This window comes from Pseudomonas sp. M20, from assembly GCF_045037865.1.
Classification (GTDB): Bacteria; Pseudomonadota; Gammaproteobacteria; order Pseudomonadales; family Pseudomonadaceae; genus Aquipseudomonas.
Genome location: NZ_CP173611.1, coordinates 472,018 through 487,919 on the forward strand (window position 1 = coordinate 472,018; position 15,902 = coordinate 487,919).

The 15,902-nt window shown below is 60.0% G+C and carries 14 protein-coding genes and 1 pseudogene; 7 read left to right on the top strand and 8 right to left on the bottom strand.

Going from position 1 to position 15,902, the window contains the following annotated elements:
• Positions 1-34: 34 nt before the first annotated feature.
• Positions 35-412, bottom strand: coding sequence for a histone-like nucleoid-structuring protein MvaT (gene mvaT, locus ACI514_RS02000; protein WP_008058684.1), 378 nt, complete (start codon positions 410-412; stop codon positions 35-37).
• 335 nt (positions 413-747) lie between these two features.
• Between mvaT and purU the strand changes: the two genes are divergently transcribed.
• Together purU and ACI514_RS02010 are read left to right on the top strand one after the other, a co-directional pair.
• Positions 748-1,596: a formyltetrahydrofolate deformylase gene (gene purU / locus ACI514_RS02005; protein WP_011335666.1), complete on the top strand. Its 849-nt coding sequence runs from the start codon at positions 748-750 to the stop codon at positions 1,594-1,596.
• Between the two features lie 84 nt (positions 1,597-1,680).
• Entirely contained in the window at positions 1,681-1,860 is a 180-nt protein-coding gene (locus ACI514_RS02010; RefSeq protein ID WP_405122994.1) for a hypothetical protein, read from the top strand.
• Here ACI514_RS02010 and ACI514_RS02015 read toward each other — a convergent pair.
• From ACI514_RS02015 to ACI514_RS02035, 5 genes and pseudogenes are all read right to left on the bottom strand, one after another.
• Complete coding sequence (locus tag ACI514_RS02015) at positions 1,844-2,842, bottom strand: lysylphosphatidylglycerol synthase transmembrane domain-containing protein (RefSeq protein WP_160059189.1); 999 nt, start codon at positions 2,840-2,842, stop codon at positions 1,844-1,846. The two genes, ACI514_RS02010 and ACI514_RS02015, sit on opposite strands and share 17 nt — an antisense overlap.
• Positions 2,839-3,615 (bottom strand): DUF2334 domain-containing protein, encoded by a 777-nt coding sequence (locus ACI514_RS02020; RefSeq protein ID WP_405122995.1) that lies wholly within the window; start codon positions 3,613-3,615, stop codon positions 2,839-2,841. The genes ACI514_RS02015 and ACI514_RS02020 overlap by 4 nt, the downstream gene beginning before the upstream one ends.
• A complete protein-coding gene (locus ACI514_RS02025; RefSeq protein WP_405122996.1) occupies positions 3,608-4,720 on the bottom strand; it encodes a glycosyltransferase family 4 protein in 1,113 nt (370 codons plus the stop codon). Before ACI514_RS02025 ends, ACI514_RS02020 begins: the two co-directional genes overlap by 8 nt.
• A gap of 247 nt (positions 4,721-4,967) precedes the next feature.
• Positions 4,968-5,732 carry a methyl-accepting chemotaxis protein gene (locus tag ACI514_RS02030; protein ID WP_371043227.1) on the bottom strand — a complete coding sequence of 255 codons (765 nt, stop codon included), beginning with the start codon at positions 5,730-5,732 and terminating at the stop codon, positions 4,968-4,970.
• 93 nt (positions 5,733-5,825) lie between these two features.
• A pseudogene (locus tag ACI514_RS02035) lies at positions 5,826-6,857 on the bottom strand (cache domain-containing protein); the annotation flags it as partial.
• A 189-nt stretch (positions 6,858-7,046) separates the two neighbouring features.
• On the opposite strand from ACI514_RS02035, the gene ACI514_RS02040 reads away from it, so the two are divergent.
• A complete protein-coding gene (locus ACI514_RS02040; protein ID WP_160059185.1) occupies positions 7,047-8,534 on the top strand; it encodes a helicase HerA-like domain-containing protein in 1,488 nt (495 codons plus the stop codon).
• A 90-nt stretch (positions 8,535-8,624) separates the two neighbouring features.
• Here ACI514_RS02040 and ACI514_RS02045 read toward each other — a convergent pair whose 3' ends face one another.
• Positions 8,625-9,080: a DUF721 domain-containing protein gene (locus tag ACI514_RS02045; RefSeq protein WP_160059184.1), complete on the bottom strand. Its 456-nt coding sequence runs from the start codon at positions 9,078-9,080 to the stop codon at positions 8,625-8,627.
• Positions 9,081-9,388: 308 nt separating this feature from the next.
• Here ACI514_RS02045 and secA point away from each other — a divergent pair, with 308 nt between their 5' ends.
• The 4 genes from secA (at position 9,389) to ACI514_RS02065 (ending at position 15,201) form a co-directional block, all read left to right on the top strand.
• Positions 9,389-12,124 (top strand): preprotein translocase subunit SecA, encoded by a 2,736-nt coding sequence (gene secA, locus ACI514_RS02050; RefSeq protein WP_160059183.1) that lies wholly within the window; start codon positions 9,389-9,391, stop codon positions 12,122-12,124.
• Positions 12,125-12,246: 122 nt separating this feature from the next.
• Entirely contained in the window at positions 12,247-13,464 is a 1,218-nt protein-coding gene (gene argJ, locus ACI514_RS02055; protein ID WP_405122997.1) for a bifunctional glutamate N-acetyltransferase/amino-acid acetyltransferase ArgJ, read from the top strand.
• 160 nt (positions 13,465-13,624) lie between these two features.
• Entirely contained in the window at positions 13,625-14,257 is a 633-nt protein-coding gene (locus tag ACI514_RS02060; protein WP_405122998.1) for a glutathione S-transferase family protein, read from the top strand.
• Positions 14,254-15,201 (top strand): Nudix family hydrolase, encoded by a 948-nt coding sequence (locus tag ACI514_RS02065; protein ID WP_160059180.1) that lies wholly within the window; start codon positions 14,254-14,256, stop codon positions 15,199-15,201. Before ACI514_RS02060 ends, ACI514_RS02065 begins: the two co-directional genes overlap by 4 nt.
• Positions 15,202-15,314: 113 nt before the next feature.
• Here the strand turns inward: ACI514_RS02065 and ACI514_RS02070 are convergent, their stop codons facing one another.
• Complete coding sequence (locus ACI514_RS02070) at positions 15,315-15,899, bottom strand: cob(I)yrinic acid a,c-diamide adenosyltransferase (protein ID WP_405122999.1); 585 nt, start codon at positions 15,897-15,899, stop codon at positions 15,315-15,317.
• Positions 15,900-15,902: the final 3 nt, after the last annotated feature.

The following is a 15,902-nucleotide window of genomic DNA, read 5'->3' on the forward strand; positions in this document are numbered from 1 at the left end:
TTTTTCGCGGATCGCTCTGCGAAGGCGTTGCGGCTTAGCCCAGCAGGGTAGCCCAGCCTTCAACCACGTCACCGCCCCACTTGGCTTTCCACTCTTTCAGAGTTTTGTGGTTGCCACCTTTGGTTTCGATGACTTCGCCGTTGTGCGGGTTTTTGTATTGTTTAACTTTGCGAGCACGCTTGGTGCCGGTAGTTTTTACAGCGCCGCCACGTGGAGCTTTGGTTTTTGCTTCCGGGTCCAGCAGCGCGATGATGTCACGCAGCGACTTGGAGTATTCGCCCATCAGGGTGCGCAGTTTGCCTTCGAATTCCAGCTCGGTTTGCAGTTTGTCGTCTTGGGACAGGTTCTTCAAACGGGCTTGCAGCTCTTTGATAGCTTCTTCGGTGGCGCGGTATTCGTTGATCAAGGACATGATTACTACCTTAGTAAAGTGCGGGATGGCAGGGGGACAGTGCCGCAATAATAGTCAGGCTGTTTCATCAAGTAAACATTTAACCGGGGTTTTTATTTAAATTAGTTTCGAGAAACTGCCCTCTATTGAATATTCAGTTAAATAGTGTGATCCAGTCATCACAGATATTCACAGTTGTCTGATCAAGCGCTGCCGCAGGATCACCATCACGTTGACGGTTACTCCATCGAAAGCCGTAGCGCCGGGCCTGACGCGGGCCGTGCTGATCGATACTGCAGTTTTCCCGCGTAGCCGCTAGAATGGCGGCCTTTGCGAAGTTCTGGAGTTTCCCCCTCATGCGCACTTTTCGGCTGGTGATATCTTGCCCGGACCGCGTTGGCATTGTTGCCAAAGTCAGTAATTTTCTGGCAGCCCACAACGGCTGGATCACCGAAGCGAGCCACCACTCGGACAATCAGGTGGGCTGGTTCTTCATGCGTCACGAAATTCGTGCCGATTCGCTGCCTTTCGGTATTGAAGTGCTGCGCGAGAAGTTTGCGCCGATCGCCGAAGAGTTCTCGATGGACTGGCGCATCACCGACACCGAGCAGAAAAAGCGCGTTGTGCTGATGGCCAGCCGCGAATCCCACTGTCTCGCGGACTTGCTGCACCGCTGGCACAGCGATGAACTGGACTGCGAAATTTCCTGCGTGATTTCCAACCACGACGACCTGCGCAGCATGGTCGAATGGCATGGCATTCCTTACTACCATGTCCCGGTCAATCCGCAGGACAAGCAACCGGCCTTCGACGAAGTGTCGCGTCTGGTCAAACAGCACGACGCTGAAGTGGTGGTGCTGGCGCGCTACATGCAAATTCTGCCGCCGGACATGTGCCGCGAATACGCACACAAGGTCATCAATATTCACCACAGCTTCCTGCCGTCGTTCGTCGGCGCCAAACCGTATCACCAGGCGTCGATGCGTGGCGTGAAGCTGATCGGCGCGACTTGCCACTATGTGACCGAAGAGCTCGACGCCGGTCCGATCATCGAGCAGGACGTGGTGCGCGTCAGCCACAGTGACAGCATCGAAGACATGGTGCGTTTCGGCCGTGACGTCGAGAAAATGGTGTTGGCTCGTGGCCTGCGCTATCACCTCGAAGACCGCGTGCTGGTGCACGGCAACAAGACTGTGGTGTTCTGATCGAACCCATGCAGGCTTGAAAAACCAAGGGTCTGGGCGTTCAATCGCCCAGACCCTTGTTCATTTATGCCCCGAGGAACCTTCATGAGTGATCCACTGGACAAAGTCACCTCCAAAGCACCGGCGACTTTGGGTGAGGGTTGTTTGAGTCGATATGATCCCGAGGACATGAGCCCGGAGGATGGTACCGAGTTTCCCGGCGCTGCCGAGTTGTGGGAACAACTCAAAGAGCAGGAGCAGGACGACGTCAAGAAGCCTGTCTGACGTTCATCAGCTTCTTCAACAGCGGCCGCCCCAACATCAACAGAAACACCGGGCCCCCCACCACCAGATAGAAGTAATACGTCACCACCCGCCAAATCAGAATCGCCGCCGCTGCGGTGGATTTCCCTACCATCGGCGCCAGCAGCGCTGCCGACGTCAATTCCGCCGCCCCGGCACCGCCCGGCAGCAGACTGAATTGCCCGGCTCCGAGCGAAAGCATCTGCACCAGAAAACTCCACGCCCACTGCAAGTCGGCGCCCAACCCGCGCAGCGCCAGATACAGCACGCTGTAACGCAGCAACCAATGCACGCACGTCAGCGCGAAGACCTTGATCAGTGTCTGCCAGGGCAACTTCAGCGTGTCGGAAAATGCGGCGAGAAAGTGCAACAACTTGCGCGCCCAGCGACGGCGGGTGCTGGCCTTGACGTTCATCCTTGCCAGCAAACGACCGCTCAGGCGAATCAAGGCGCGGTGATAACGCGCAACCAGCACGCAACTGAGCAAACCGCCGAACAATGACACCGCACTGACGCTCAGCAACCACTCCAGTCGATCACTGAGGTGCTGAAACAGTGCATAAATCAGAATCCCGCTGAGGGCGCAGAGAAAGAACAGCAAATCACTCAGTTGATCCATGGCAAACACCGCGCTACCCCGCGCCGGCCGCACACCCGATCGGGCCAGCAGGGCCATGATCGTCAGCGGTCCGCCGCTGCCACCGGGCGTTGCGCAGTAGGCGAACTCGGCGGCCATCACCACGCCAAGGCTCTTCAGTGGGCTGACGCGGTCGCGTTGATCACCGAGCAACAAACGCAAACGCAGGGTATTGATGCCCCAGCAGAGCAGGATCATGCCGAACATGATCAGCAGCCAGTGCAAAGGGAAACTTTGCAGACGCGCCCAGGTTTCGCCGCCGCCCAGCACAACCGGAATCAGCACCGCGGCGAGCAGGCCGATGAGCAACAGAACGCCGCGACTCATGCGGCGCGCTCCAATTGACTTCGCTGTTGCGCCAGCCAGTCGATTTTAGTCATCGGTACGCGTCCTTCCGCCAGCAGTCGTTCAAGGGTTTTCAACCAGTAATCACGGGAGAAACGGTGGCGCATGTCCACCGGGTGCAAGCCTAGCCGAATCACCGGCGCCTGGCACCAGCGCTGTTCCCGCTGCTCGCAGACCAACTTTGACAGGCCCCGGCGCCAGGCACTGCGGGCGCTCCAGACCAGACCGGGGGCGTCGATAGCGCTGAAATCCGGCAACCGATAAAGATGCTGCGGATCGCTGGTGTAGCTAAACGGCAATTCACGCAGGGCCTGGCGCGTCCCATCGCTCATCAACCACGCCGGGGCGACGAAACCGTGCAGCGGCCAGCCATGGCGCTGGAAAACATCGATGCCATCGCGCAGGCGGGCGAGGGCGGTTTCGCGGGACAAACGATAGAACTCGCCTTCATGGGTGTAGACCCGGCGCATGAACCAGTCGCGCGGTGTTGTCGGGCGGGGCTCCTGGTCATCGTGAAAATAACCGTGCAGCGCCAACTCATCGCCGCGGGCGACGCGCCTGTCGAGCATTCGACAGAATGCCGGGTGAGCGTCGAGGGTGGCGTGCCGGTGGAAGTTCGGTACGATCAGCCACGTCATTGGCACGTTGCCCAAGGCGTCGACCGCCTCGACAAACGGTTGGTAATCCGCCCACGTCGACGGTGCCACGTCGTGCAGTACCAGCAACACGGCGGGATCGTTCATCGATTCAACCATTGGCCACCCGTGGCAGCGTATGGCCGAGAACCGCGTGATAGTGGCCCAGCAAACTGTCGACCACCGTGTCCCAAGCGTAGTGGGTTTCGACATGCTGGCGGGCCTGGGCGCCAAGTTTGCCGCAGCCGCGACTGAACAGTTCGCGCACGGCATTGGCCATCGCCTGCGGGTTGTTTGGCGCGCACAGCAGGCCGCAGGACTCCGTGACAATCTCTTCGAACGCGCCGGCAGCCACCGCCACCACGGGAATGCCGCAAGCCATGGCTTCAAGGATCACCAGGCCAAAGGTTTCCTGATCGCCGGCATGAATTAGCGCATCGGCACTGGCCATCAACTGCGCGACGCGTGGTGCGGGGCAGAATTCGTCGATCACACTGACGTTGTCCGGCACTGCCGCCGGCATCGAAGAACCGACCAGCAACAAGTGATAACGCGGGCCGAGGCGTTGCAGGCATTTGAGCAGCACTGGCAGGTTTTTCTCTTTCGAGCCGCGCCCGGCAAAAATCAGCAACCGGGTGTCTTCGGCGATGCCCAGTTCTGCGCGCAGTTGCGGGTCGCGGGCACTGGGGTGAAAGGTCTGCAGATCGACGCCCAACGGTTGCACGAAGACATTGCGTACGCCGAGGCCGCTGAGCTTGTCAGCCATGACCTGACTGGGCGCCAGGACCCGGTCGAAATTGCCATAAAGCCGGGTGACATACGCCTCGATATTCGGCGTGACCCAATGGCCCATGCGATTGCTGATCAGCAGCGGCAGGTCCGAATGATAAAAACCGATCACTGGCACATCCAGTTGCCGTCGGGCATCCAGAGCTGCCCACGCAGTCAGGTAAGGGTCACCGACTTCGATCAAATCCGGCTGCAAATCCTGCAGGACATTTCGCCAAGGCGCGAGGCGTAGAGGGAAACGATAACCCTTGCCGAAGGGCAGGGCGGGGGCTGGAACCGTGTAAATACCGTCGTGCTCGCCGAAATGCGCACCTGGAATCAACAGGCTGTGGCGAATGCCGGGTTTGACGCCCAGCCGGCGGTGTTTGGCATCCAGATAAGTGCGCACGCCCCCGCTGGCCGGGGCGTAGAACATGGTGATGTCGGCGATATGCACGGTGATCAACCCTCCGCTACGTAGTTCTCCCTTGGTTGACCTTTATCAAGAATAGATGTTCGGTCGGGATTGCGCGGTAGAGCTGAAGAGCACCCTCTCCCAGAGGGAGAGGGGACTGACCGTGGTGGATGTTGGAGGTACGCCGACTTGAGAGACTTGAGCCGAACTCAGGTTTTGAAAGGCTTAAAGATCGGCTCCCTTTCCCCCTCGCCCCCCTGGGGGAGAGGGCTGGGGTAGGCTTTTGATCTTAAATCCGGAAACTACCCACAAGCTGTTTCAGACGCGAAGCCTGCTGCTCCAGATCCGAGCAAGCCCGCAACGTTGCCTGCAAGTTCTCCACGCCTTCCTGGTTCAGCGTATTGATCTCGGTGATATCGACGTTGATCGACTCGACAACAGCAGTCTGTTCCTCGGTCGCCGTGGCCACCGACTGGTTCATCCCGTCGATCTCACCGATACGCTGCGTCACGCTGTTCAGGCGCTCCCCGGCAAGGTTGGCAATCTCGACGCTGTCCTGACTGTGGCGCTGGCTGTCGCTCATGGTGCTCACCGATTCACGGGCGCCGACCTGCAGCTCCTCGATCATGGTCTGCACTTGCTGCGCCGATTCCTGGGTGCGATGCGCCAGATTGCGCACTTCATCGGCCACCACGGCAAAACCACGACCGGCCTCCCCAGCACGCGCCGCTTCAATCGCGGCGTTGAGCGCTAGCAGGTTGGTCTGCTGGGAAATGCTGGTGATCACTTCGAGAATCTGGCCGATGTTCACGGTTTTGCTGTTCAGCGACTCGATGTTGCTGCTCGACGCGCTGAGCATGCTCGACAGCTGGTTCATCGCCTTGATGCTGCGATCTACCACTTGCTGGCCGTCTTCAGCCAGACCGCGCGCGTCGCTGGCCTGGTTCGAGGCCTGTGCAGCATTGCGGGCGATTTCCTGCGCGGCGGCGCCGAGTTGGTTGATCGCGGCGGCAACGCTGCTGGTGCGCGAAGCTTGCTGATCGGAGTTGTACATCGACGAGTTCGACGCGGCGACCACGCGCAGGGCGACTTCGTTGACTTGCCCGGTCGCCGACGACACTTCGCGGATCGAACCGTGAATGCGCTCGACGAAACGGTTGAATGCGGTACCGAGCACACCGAATTCATCGTTATTGACGATGGTCAGGCGTTTGGTCAGGTCGCCTTCGCCGTCAGCGATGTCTTCCATGGCGCGGGTCATCACGTGCAGCGGCTGGATCAGCAGGCGGATCAGCATGCCAAGCAGGGCAATGATGATCGCCACGGCAATCACGGTCGCGATCACTGCGGAGGTGCGGAATTCGCTGAGCATGGCGAAGGCCTGATCCTTGTCCACCGACAGGCCGATGTACCAGTTCACCGACGGCAGACCTTTGATCGGGGCGAAGGTGACAATGCGCGTCTTGCCATCGACGGTGACTTCGCTGAAGTCGCTGCTGATGCGCGGGGTGTCCTGCGGATAGGCTTCTTTCAGAGACTTCATCACCAGAGCCTTGTCCGGGTGGACGAGGATCTTGCCGTCGGCGCTGACCAGGAACACATAACCCATGCCGTCGAAATCCCGCGCTGCGAGGGTGTCGACCAGCGATTGCAGGCTCAGGTCACCGCCAACCACACCGACGCTCTGGCCGGCCTTTTTCGAGGCTGTGGCGATGGAGATGATCAGTTGGCCGGTAGCAGCGTCGATGTAGGGTTCGGTCAGGGTCGAGGTGCTGCTGCTCTCGGCACCTTTATACCAAGGGCGCACGCGCGGATCGAAACCGTCCGGCATCTTCGTGTCCGGGCGGATGGTGAAGTGCCCGGTGGCATCGCCCAGATAGGAAGCCATGAACGTCGAGGTCAGGGTTTTCTGTTCCAGCAGGCTGGCGACGTTGGCAGGTTCGGGGTTGATGGCAATGTTCTGGGCGGCGTTTTCGACCAGCAGAATGCGACCGCCGAGCCAGGTCTGAATATTGCCGGCGGTGACCTCGCCCATCTCGTTGAGATAGTTGTTCAGGTCATCGCGGATCGCATTACGCTGCAACCAGTCGTTGTACGCCGTAAACGAGGCGAAGGCGGCGATGACGATGAGGGCGGCGGCAAGCAAGATTTTATGGCTGAAGCGCAGATTTTTGTTCATGGCTTGGGGTTCCGCTAAGGTCTTAATGTCCAGGGCGTGCTTTTATAGAAGCGCGCAAAATGGGCAAGGGTGAAAGCAAGCTGATATTTCCGTCTCTCCTTAGGGAAATGTCCGGCCTGACTTGTGGTCGGGTCTCTCACTCTTCTGTATCGGCCATGCGTAATCAAAGATTAACCATTGGGTGACAAAATGCCTGACTCCTCGCAACTCGTAATCGGCGCCGATCTCGCAGGCCAGCAGATTGCTCAGGCCATGCGCCTGGCGAACCGCCACGGACTGGTCGCCGGCGCCACCGGTACCGGTAAAACCGTCACTTTGCAGCGTTTGGCCGAGGCGTTCAGTGACGCCGGCGTCGCAGTATTTGCCGCTGACATCAAGGGCGATCTGTGCGGCCTGGGTGCCGCCGGCAACCCGCAGGGCAAGGTTGCCGAGCGTATCGCCGGGATGCCGTGGCTCAATTACAAGGCGCAGGCTTATCCGGTGACGCTTTGGGATATCCACGGTGAGTCCGGTCATCCGCTGCGCACCACGCTGAGCGAAATGGGCCCGTTGCTGATTGGCAGCCTGCTGGAGCTGACCGACAGTCAACAGTCGGCGCTCTACGCAGCCTTTAAGGTCGCCGACCGTGAAGGCCTGTTGCTGCTGGATCTAAAAGATCTGAAAGCACTGCTCAATCACCTCAAGGACAATCCGCAACTGCTGGGCGAAGACGCGGCGCTGATGACCACCGGCTCCAGTCAGGCGCTGCTGCGTCGCCTGGCGATCCTCGAGCAGCAGGGCGCCGAAGCCTTGTTCGGCGAACCGGCACTGCAACTCGAAGACATTCTGCAACCGACCGCCGATGGTCGCGGGCGCATTCATTTGCTCGATGCCAGCCGTCTGGTACACGAGGCGCCGAAGGTCTACGCGACCTTCCTGTTATGGTTGCTGGCTGAGCTGTTCGAGCAGTTGCCGGAGCGCGGCGATGCCGACAAACCGCTGCTGGCGCTGTTTTTCGATGAGGCGCATTTGCTCTTTGGCGACACACCCAAGGCATTGCAGGAGCGGCTGGAACAAGTGGTGCGCTTGATCCGTTCCAAAGGGGTTGGCGTGTATTTCGTCACGCAGTCGCCGACGGACTTGCCGGATGACGTGCTGGCGCAACTCGGCCTGCGCATCCAGCATGGCTTGCGCGCCTTCACTGCCAAAGAGCAGAAATCCTTGCGCGCAGTGGCGGACGGCTTCCGGCCGAATCCGGCGTTCGACAGTTTGTCGGTGCTGACCGAGTTGGGGATTGGCGAGGCGTTGGTCGGCACGCTGACCGAGAAAGGCACGCCGGAAATGGTGCAGCGCGTGCTGGTGGCGCCACCGCAATCGCGAATAGGGCCGTTGACCGAAACCGAGCGCACGGTGTTGATCGCGGGTTCGCCATTCAAGGGGCGCTATGACAAACCGATTGATCGGGAGTCGGCGTATGAAATTCTGATGGGGCGCAAAGGCCTGGCGCCTGAAGCCGAGGCACCCGCCGGCAAGCCTGCGCCTGAAGAGCCTAGCCTGGCCGACAGAGCAGGAGAGTTCCTCGGCACCGCCGCCGGCCAAGCGCTGAAATCGGCGATGCGCCAGGCTGCCAATAACCTTGGCAAACAACTGGTGCGCGGTTTGATGGGCTCTTTACTCGGTGGCAGCAAACGCCGCTAAAAGCAAAGATCGCAGCCTGCGGCAGCTCCTACAGGAAAATTGCGTTTCATCTGTAGGAGCTGCGGCAGGCTGCGATCCTTTGATTTTTCTTCAGGTTTTGGCCTTGGCGTGCGCCGCCAGGCGCTCCAGCGCCGCGCGCAAACCCGGATCACTGATCCCGTCCGCCGTCGCCTGAATCGTCGCCGCCGCATCCGTGGACAAATCCATGGTGTGCCCGGCTGCCCCGCGTTGAACCGTCGGCGGCTGCACCTTGAACAGAATCCGCGTCAGACTGGCGAACTCATCAAACATCTGCAATTGCCGCTGCAGGCGTTTTTGCTGGTAGCGCAGTCGCGTGGCCCAGTGGCCGTCGGTGACGATCAGCAACAAACTGCCCTCGCGCCACGACGCCACATGGCAATGTTCGCGGGCGGCGGGCTGCAACTGGCTTTCGAGCAGGCGTTGTAAATGGCCCAGGCGCTGGGCATGGCCGAGGATGGCTTTGAGCGGCTTGGCTTCGCGCAAGAGAACGGCGGGTGCTTTGGCCGTAAGAGGGCGAAATGCCATGATCGAACACCTGAAGTAACAGAGTCGCCATGGTAGCAGAAAGGCCAAACTCACTCGCCCATTGCTTTTGCCCCCCCTTTACCCATTAAATCAACGACTAACTTCTGCCTCGTATGACTTGAAGTTGAGCAAAACGCCCCTATTTTAAGTGAGCCCCGTCAAAGCGCAGTGCCAGCATCGTGGAACATCGCCACTTTCCTCACTTCCGTTTCCGGGTAGAATGCTCGTTCGCATGCGGCCATGAGGGCTGCACGGGCGACGCTCACGGGGCCGCCCTCCATCCCTTTAGTGTGGAAGATCCTGCCGATATGTTTGCGCCTTTGTTAAAGAAACTTTTTGGAAGCAAGAACGAGCGTGAAGTCAAACGCATGCTCAAGACGGTGCAGCTCGTCAATGCCTTCGAAGAGCAAATGGTGGCCCTTTCGGACGATCAGTTGCGCGCCAAGACCGAAGAGTTCAAGGCCCGCATCGCCAAAGGGGAAACCCTCGACAAGCTGCTGCCAGAAGCCTTTGCGGTCGCCCGCGAAGCCGGCAAGCGCATCATGGGTATGCGCCACTTCGACGTGCAGCTCGTCGGTGGCATGACCTTGCACGAAGGCAAGATCGCCGAAATGCGCACCGGTGAGGGTAAAACCCTCGTAGCGACCCTGGGTGTTTACCTCAACGCGCTGTCCGGCAAGGGCGTGCACGTTGTGACGGTGAACGACTACCTGGCGCGTCGTGACGCCAACTGGATGCGCCCGCTGTATGAATTCCTCGGCCTGACCGTCGGCGTCGTGACGCCGTTCCAGCCGCCGGAAGAGAAACGTCTGGCCTACGCCGCCGACATCACCTACGGCACCAACAACGAATTCGGTTTCGACTACCTGCGCGACAACATGGCGTTCAGCATGGAAGAAAAATTCCAGCGCGAACTCAACTTTGCCGTGATCGACGAAGTTGACTCCATTCTCATCGACGAAGCGCGTACCCCGCTGATCATTTCCGGTCAGGCCGAGGACAGCTCCAAGCTGTACATGGAGATCAATAAACTGATCCCGCAGCTGGAACTGCACGTCGAAGAAGTCGAAGGCGAAGTCACCAAGGCTGGCCATTACACCGTTGACGAGAAGACCCGTCAGGTCGAACTCAACGAAGCCGGTCACCAGTTCATCGAAGACATGCTCACCCGCGTCGGCCTGCTGGCTGAAGGCGAGAGCCTGTACTCGGCGCATAACCTGGGCCTGCTGACCCACGTATATGCCGGTCTGCGTGCGCACAAGCTGTTCAATCGCAACATCGAATACATCGTGCAAGACGGTCAGGTCGTACTGGTCGACGAACACACCGGCCGTACCATGCCGGGCCGCCGTCTGTCCGAAGGCCTGCACCAGGCCATCGAAGCCAAGGAAGGCCTGAATATTCAGGCTGAGAGCCAGACCCTGGCATCGACCACGTTCCAGAACTACTTCCGTCTGTACACCAAGCTGTCCGGCATGACCGGTACCGCTGACACCGAAGCGTTCGAATTCCACCAGATCTATGGTCTGGAAGTCATGGTCATTCCGCCGAACAAACCGTTGGCGCGTAAAGACTTCAACGATCTGGTGTTCCTCACCGCTGAAGAGAAATACGCGGCGATCGTTGCGGACATCAAGGAAAGCATGGCGGCCGGTCGTCCGGTGCTGGTGGGTACTGCGACTATCGAAACCTCCGAGCACATGTCCGCATTGCTCGTGAAGGAAGGCATCGAACACAAGGTTCTCAACGCCAAGTTCCACGAAAAAGAAGCCGAGATCATCGCACAGGCCGGTCGTCCGGGCGCCCTGACCATCGCCACCAACATGGCCGGTCGTGGTACCGACATCCTGTTGGGCGGTAATTGGGAGGTTGAAGTCGCGTCGCTGGAAAATCCGACCCCTGAGCAGATTGCCCAGATCAAGGCCGACTGGCAGAAGCGTCACCAGCAAGTGCTCGAATCGGGCGGTTTGCAGGTGATCGCTTCCGAGCGTCACGAATCGCGCCGTATCGACAACCAGCTGCGTGGCCGTGCCGGTCGTCAGGGCGATGCCGGTTCCAGCCGCTTCTACCTGTCGCTGGAAGACAGCCTGATGCGCATCTTCGCTTCTGATCGAGTGAAGAACTTCATGAAAGCCCTGGGCATGCAGCCGGGCGAAGCGATCGAGCACCGCATGGTGACCAACGCGATCGAGAAGGCACAGCGCAAGGTTGAAGGCCGTAACTTCGATATTCGCAAGCAACTGCTTGAGTTTGACGACGTCAACAACGAACAGCGTAAAGTGATCTATCACATGCGTAACACGTTGCTGGCCGCTGACAACATCGGTGAAACCATCGCCGATTTCCGTCAGGACGTGCTCAACGCGACCGTCAGTGCGCACATTCCGCCGCAATCGTTGCCAGAGCAGTGGGACGTGGCCGGTCTGGAAGCTTCGATTGCCAGCGACTTCGGCGTGACACTGCCGATCCAGCAGTGGCTCGACGAAGACGATCACCTGTACGAAGAAACCCTGCGCGAGAAGCTCATGACCGAGCTGATGGCGGCGTACAACGAGAAAGAAGACCAGGCCGGTGCCGACGCACTGCGCTCGTTCGAGAAACAAATCGTACTGCGTGTTCTGGATGACCTGTGGAAAGACCACCTGTCGACCATGGATCACCTGCGTCACGGTATCCACCTGCGTGGCTACGCTCAGAAGAACCCGAAGCAGGAATACAAGCGCGAGTCGTTCACGCTGTTCTCCGAGCTGCTCGATTCGATCAAGCGCGACTCGATCCGTGTGCTGTCGCACGTTCAGGTGCGCCGCGAAGATCCGGAAGCCGAAGAGCAACGTCTGCGTCAGGAAGCCGAAGCACTGGCCGCCCGCATGCAGTTCGAACACGCCGAAGCGCCAGGTCTGGAGCAACCGGAAGTATTGGGTGAGGAGGTCGATGTGGCCCTCGCTACCGCGCCGGTGCGCAACGAGCAGAAGCTGGGCCGCAACGAACTGTGCTACTGCGGTTCGGGCAAGAAATTCAAGCATTGCCACGGGCAGATCCAGTAAAACCCGTTTCAATCGCTGAAATACCCGCGCCGCGACCGGCTCCTGCCGTCGCGGCGTTTTGCCATTTAAACCACCGTCACTGCGCGTGGCGGTGCTGACATCATTGAGTAAGGAGCGCATTCATGGCTGTTGGTCTTGGTCCTTTGCCAACGTTGCACCCGGTTGCCGGTTTTGAACTCGGTATCGCCTCGGCCGGCATCAAGCGCCCGGGGCGCAAAGATGTCGTTGTGATGCGCTGCGCCGAAGGCTCGACCGTGGCGGGCGTGTTCACCTTGAACGCCTTTTGCGCCGCGCCGGTGATCCTGGCGAAGAAGCGCGTCCAGAACGCCGTGCGTTATTTGCTGACCAACACTGGCAATGCCAACGCCGGTACCGGCGAGCCGGGTCTGGCCGCTGCCGAGCGCACCACCGCGAAACTGGCTGAGCTGACCGGTGTCGATGCCAGCCAGATTCTGCCGTACTCCACCGGCGTGATCGGCGAGCCACTGCCGGTCGAGAAGATCGAAGGCGCCCTGCAAGCCGCGCTGGATGATCTGTCGGAAAACAACTGGGAAGCGGCCGCCACCGGCATCATGACCACCGATACTCTGCCGAAGGGCGCCAGCCGCCAGTTCGCGCATGACGGCGTGACGATCACCGTTACCGGCATCAGCAAAGGCGCGGGCATGATCCGCCCGAACATGGCGACCATGCTCGGTTACATCGCTACCGACGCCAAAGTCTCCCGCGATGTCCTGCACAACTTGATGCTCGATGGCGCGAACAAGTCGTTCAACCGCATCACCATCGACGGCGATACCTCGACCAACGATTGCTGCATGCTGATTGCCACCGGCAAAGCTGCACTGCCGGAAATCAACCGTGCCGAAGGCGAGCTGTTCGCCAAACTGAAGCAAGCGGTGTTCGAAGTGTGCATGGACGTGGCCCAAGCCATCGTGCGCGACGGCGAAGGCGCGACCAAGTTCGTGACGGTTGAAGTGAATGGTGGTGGCAATCATCAGGAATGCCTCGACGTCGGCTATACCGTGGCGCACTCGCCGCTGATCAAGACCGCGCTGTTCGCCTCCGACCCGAACTGGGGCCGTATCCTCGCTGCCGTTGGCCGTGCCGGTGTGCCGGATCTGGACGTGAGCAAGATCGACGTGTTCCTCGGTGACGTGTGCATCGCCAGCCGTGGCGCCCGTGCGGCGACCTACACTGAAGCGCAGGGTTCGGCAGTGATGCAGCAGGAAGAGATCACCATCCGTATCGAACTGGGTCGCGGCGATTGCAGCGAAACCATCTGGACCACTGACCTGTCGCATGAATACGTGAAGATCAACGCTGAATACCGCACTTGATCTAACCTGAGACCGAGTCGATGCCATCGCGAGCAGGCTCACTCCTACAGTGGTTTGTGAACGCCACAGATCACCTGTAGGAGTGAGCCTGCTCGCGATGGCGACCCATCAGCCACCAAAAATTCTGGCCTGATTCTCCTGACGAAAAGGCGCCACACCCATGTCCCTGCACCTGATCATCGGCGACAAACTGCTGTCCTCCTGGTCCCTGCGCGCCGCCCTGGCGCTCGAACTGACCGGCGCACCCTACAGCGAAGAACTGATCAAACTCGGCAAGCCCGACACCCGCGCGCTGCTGCTCAAGCATTCGCCGACCGCTAAAGTCCCGCTGCTGCAAACAGCGCGCGGCACCATTGCCGACTCGCTGGCAATCGCCGAATACCTCGCCGAGCAGTTCCCGTCCGAGCAACTATGGCCCACCGACATTTTTGCTCGTGCTCAGGCGCGATCCGCCTGCGCACAAATGCACAGCGGCTTCTTCGCCATGCGCAATCACATGCCGTTCAACCTCAACCATGACGCACCGCTGAACCCGGTACCGCCAGAAGTGAAGGTCGACATCGAACGCATGCTCGCGCTGTGGGCCGAGTGCCGTGCCGCCGCCACCGAGAGCGGGCCGTATCTGTTTGGTCGCGTCAGTCTGGCCGATGCGTTCTTCGCACCGATTGCCGTGCGTCTGCGCACTTATCAAGTGCAGCTGCCGGCCGCCGACGAAGCCTATGTTGAAACCGTCTACCAATGGCCCGCTTTCAAAGCGTGGCAAAAGGCTGGACTGGAGGAGTTGAATCCGTGAAACGTGTACACGTCGCCGCTGCGGTCATTCGTGACGACAGCGGCAAAATCCTCATCGCCCGCCGCGCCGACACCCAGCATCAGGGTGGTCTGTGGGAGTTTCCCGGCGGCAAGGTCGAGGCCGACGAGTCGGTCGAAAGTGCACTGGCCCGTGAGCTGCACGAAGAGTTGGGCATCGTCGTTGGCGCCGCCCGACCGCTGATCAAAGTGCGTCACGATTACCCCGACAAACAGGTATTGCTGGATGTCTGGGAAGTCTCGGCCTTCACCGGCGAGCCGCACGGCGCAGAGGGGCAGCCTTTGGCCTGGGTGACCGCGAAGGAGCTGGCGAACTACGAGTTCCCGGCGGCCAACCAGCCGATCGTTGCTGCCGCGCGTTTGCCGGCGGAGTACCTGATTACCCCTGAAGACCTGGAAACCCCGGCACTCCTGCGCGGTATCCAGAAGGCAATTGCTGGTGGGATCAAATTGATCCAGCTGCGCGCGCCGAACGGCTATGACCCCAAGTACCGCGATCTGGCGGTCGATGCCGCCGGTCTGTGTGCCGGTAAAGCGCAGTTGATGATCAAAGGGCCGTTCGAGTGGCTTGGCGATTTCCCGTCTGCCGGTTGGCACATCACTTCTGCGCAGCTGCGCAAATACGCCGCGGCGGGGCGTCCATTGCCGGCGGAGCGCTGGTTGGCGGCGTCGTGCCACAACGCTGAGGAATTGGCGTTGGCGGAACAGATAGGCGTGGATTTTGTGACCCTGTCGCCGGTGCAGCCGACGCTGACTCACCCGGATGCGCAGCCGCTGGGCTGGCAGCAGGCTGGGGCGTTGATTGAAAGCTTCAGCAAACCGGTGTTTCTGTTGGGCGGGGTTGGTCCGGCGGAGCGGGAGAAAGCCTGGGGCGTTGGTGCGCAAGGCGTGGCAGGGATTCGCGCGTTCTGGCCTGATTCTGTTTAACGGCTACTGACCTCATCGCGAGCAGGCTCACTCCTACAGTTGACCGCGTTCTACCTGAAGTAGCGCGGTCAATTGTGGGAGCGAGCTTGCTCGCGAAGGCGATCTGTCAGGCGCTAGATTTCTGCAGGTTTTGCCGCTGGCTGCCAGAGAATCTCCGCAATCCCCTGCCTCCGCGCAATCAACCGCGCCGCCACAAACAGCAAATCCGACAACCGATTGATATACGCCAGCCCGACCCCGGCCAACGGCTCCAGCGCATTCAAATGCTGACAGCGGCGCTCGGCACTCCTTGCCAGACTCCGGCAGACATGGGCTTGGGCAATCAACATCGAGCCACCCGGCAGAATGAAATTCTCCAGCGGGCCCAACTCCTCATTCCACACATCGATCGCCGCTTCCAGGCGCTCGATTTCCGCCGCGTTCAACGCCTGATACGCCGGCATCGCCAACTCGCCACCCAGATCAAACAAGCGATGCTGACAAGGCGCTAACACTTCAATCAGTTCATCCAGCCTTGGACAAGCCTCGCGCTCGGCAACCAACCCGGCCAGCAACACGCCGACCTGACTGTTCAGCGTATCGACCTCACCAATCGCCTCGATGCGCGGGTGATCCTTGGGCACGCGGCGGCCGTCACCCAGGCCGGTTTCACCGTTGTCGCCGGTGCGGGTGTAGATTTTCGACAGGCGAAAGCCCATGGG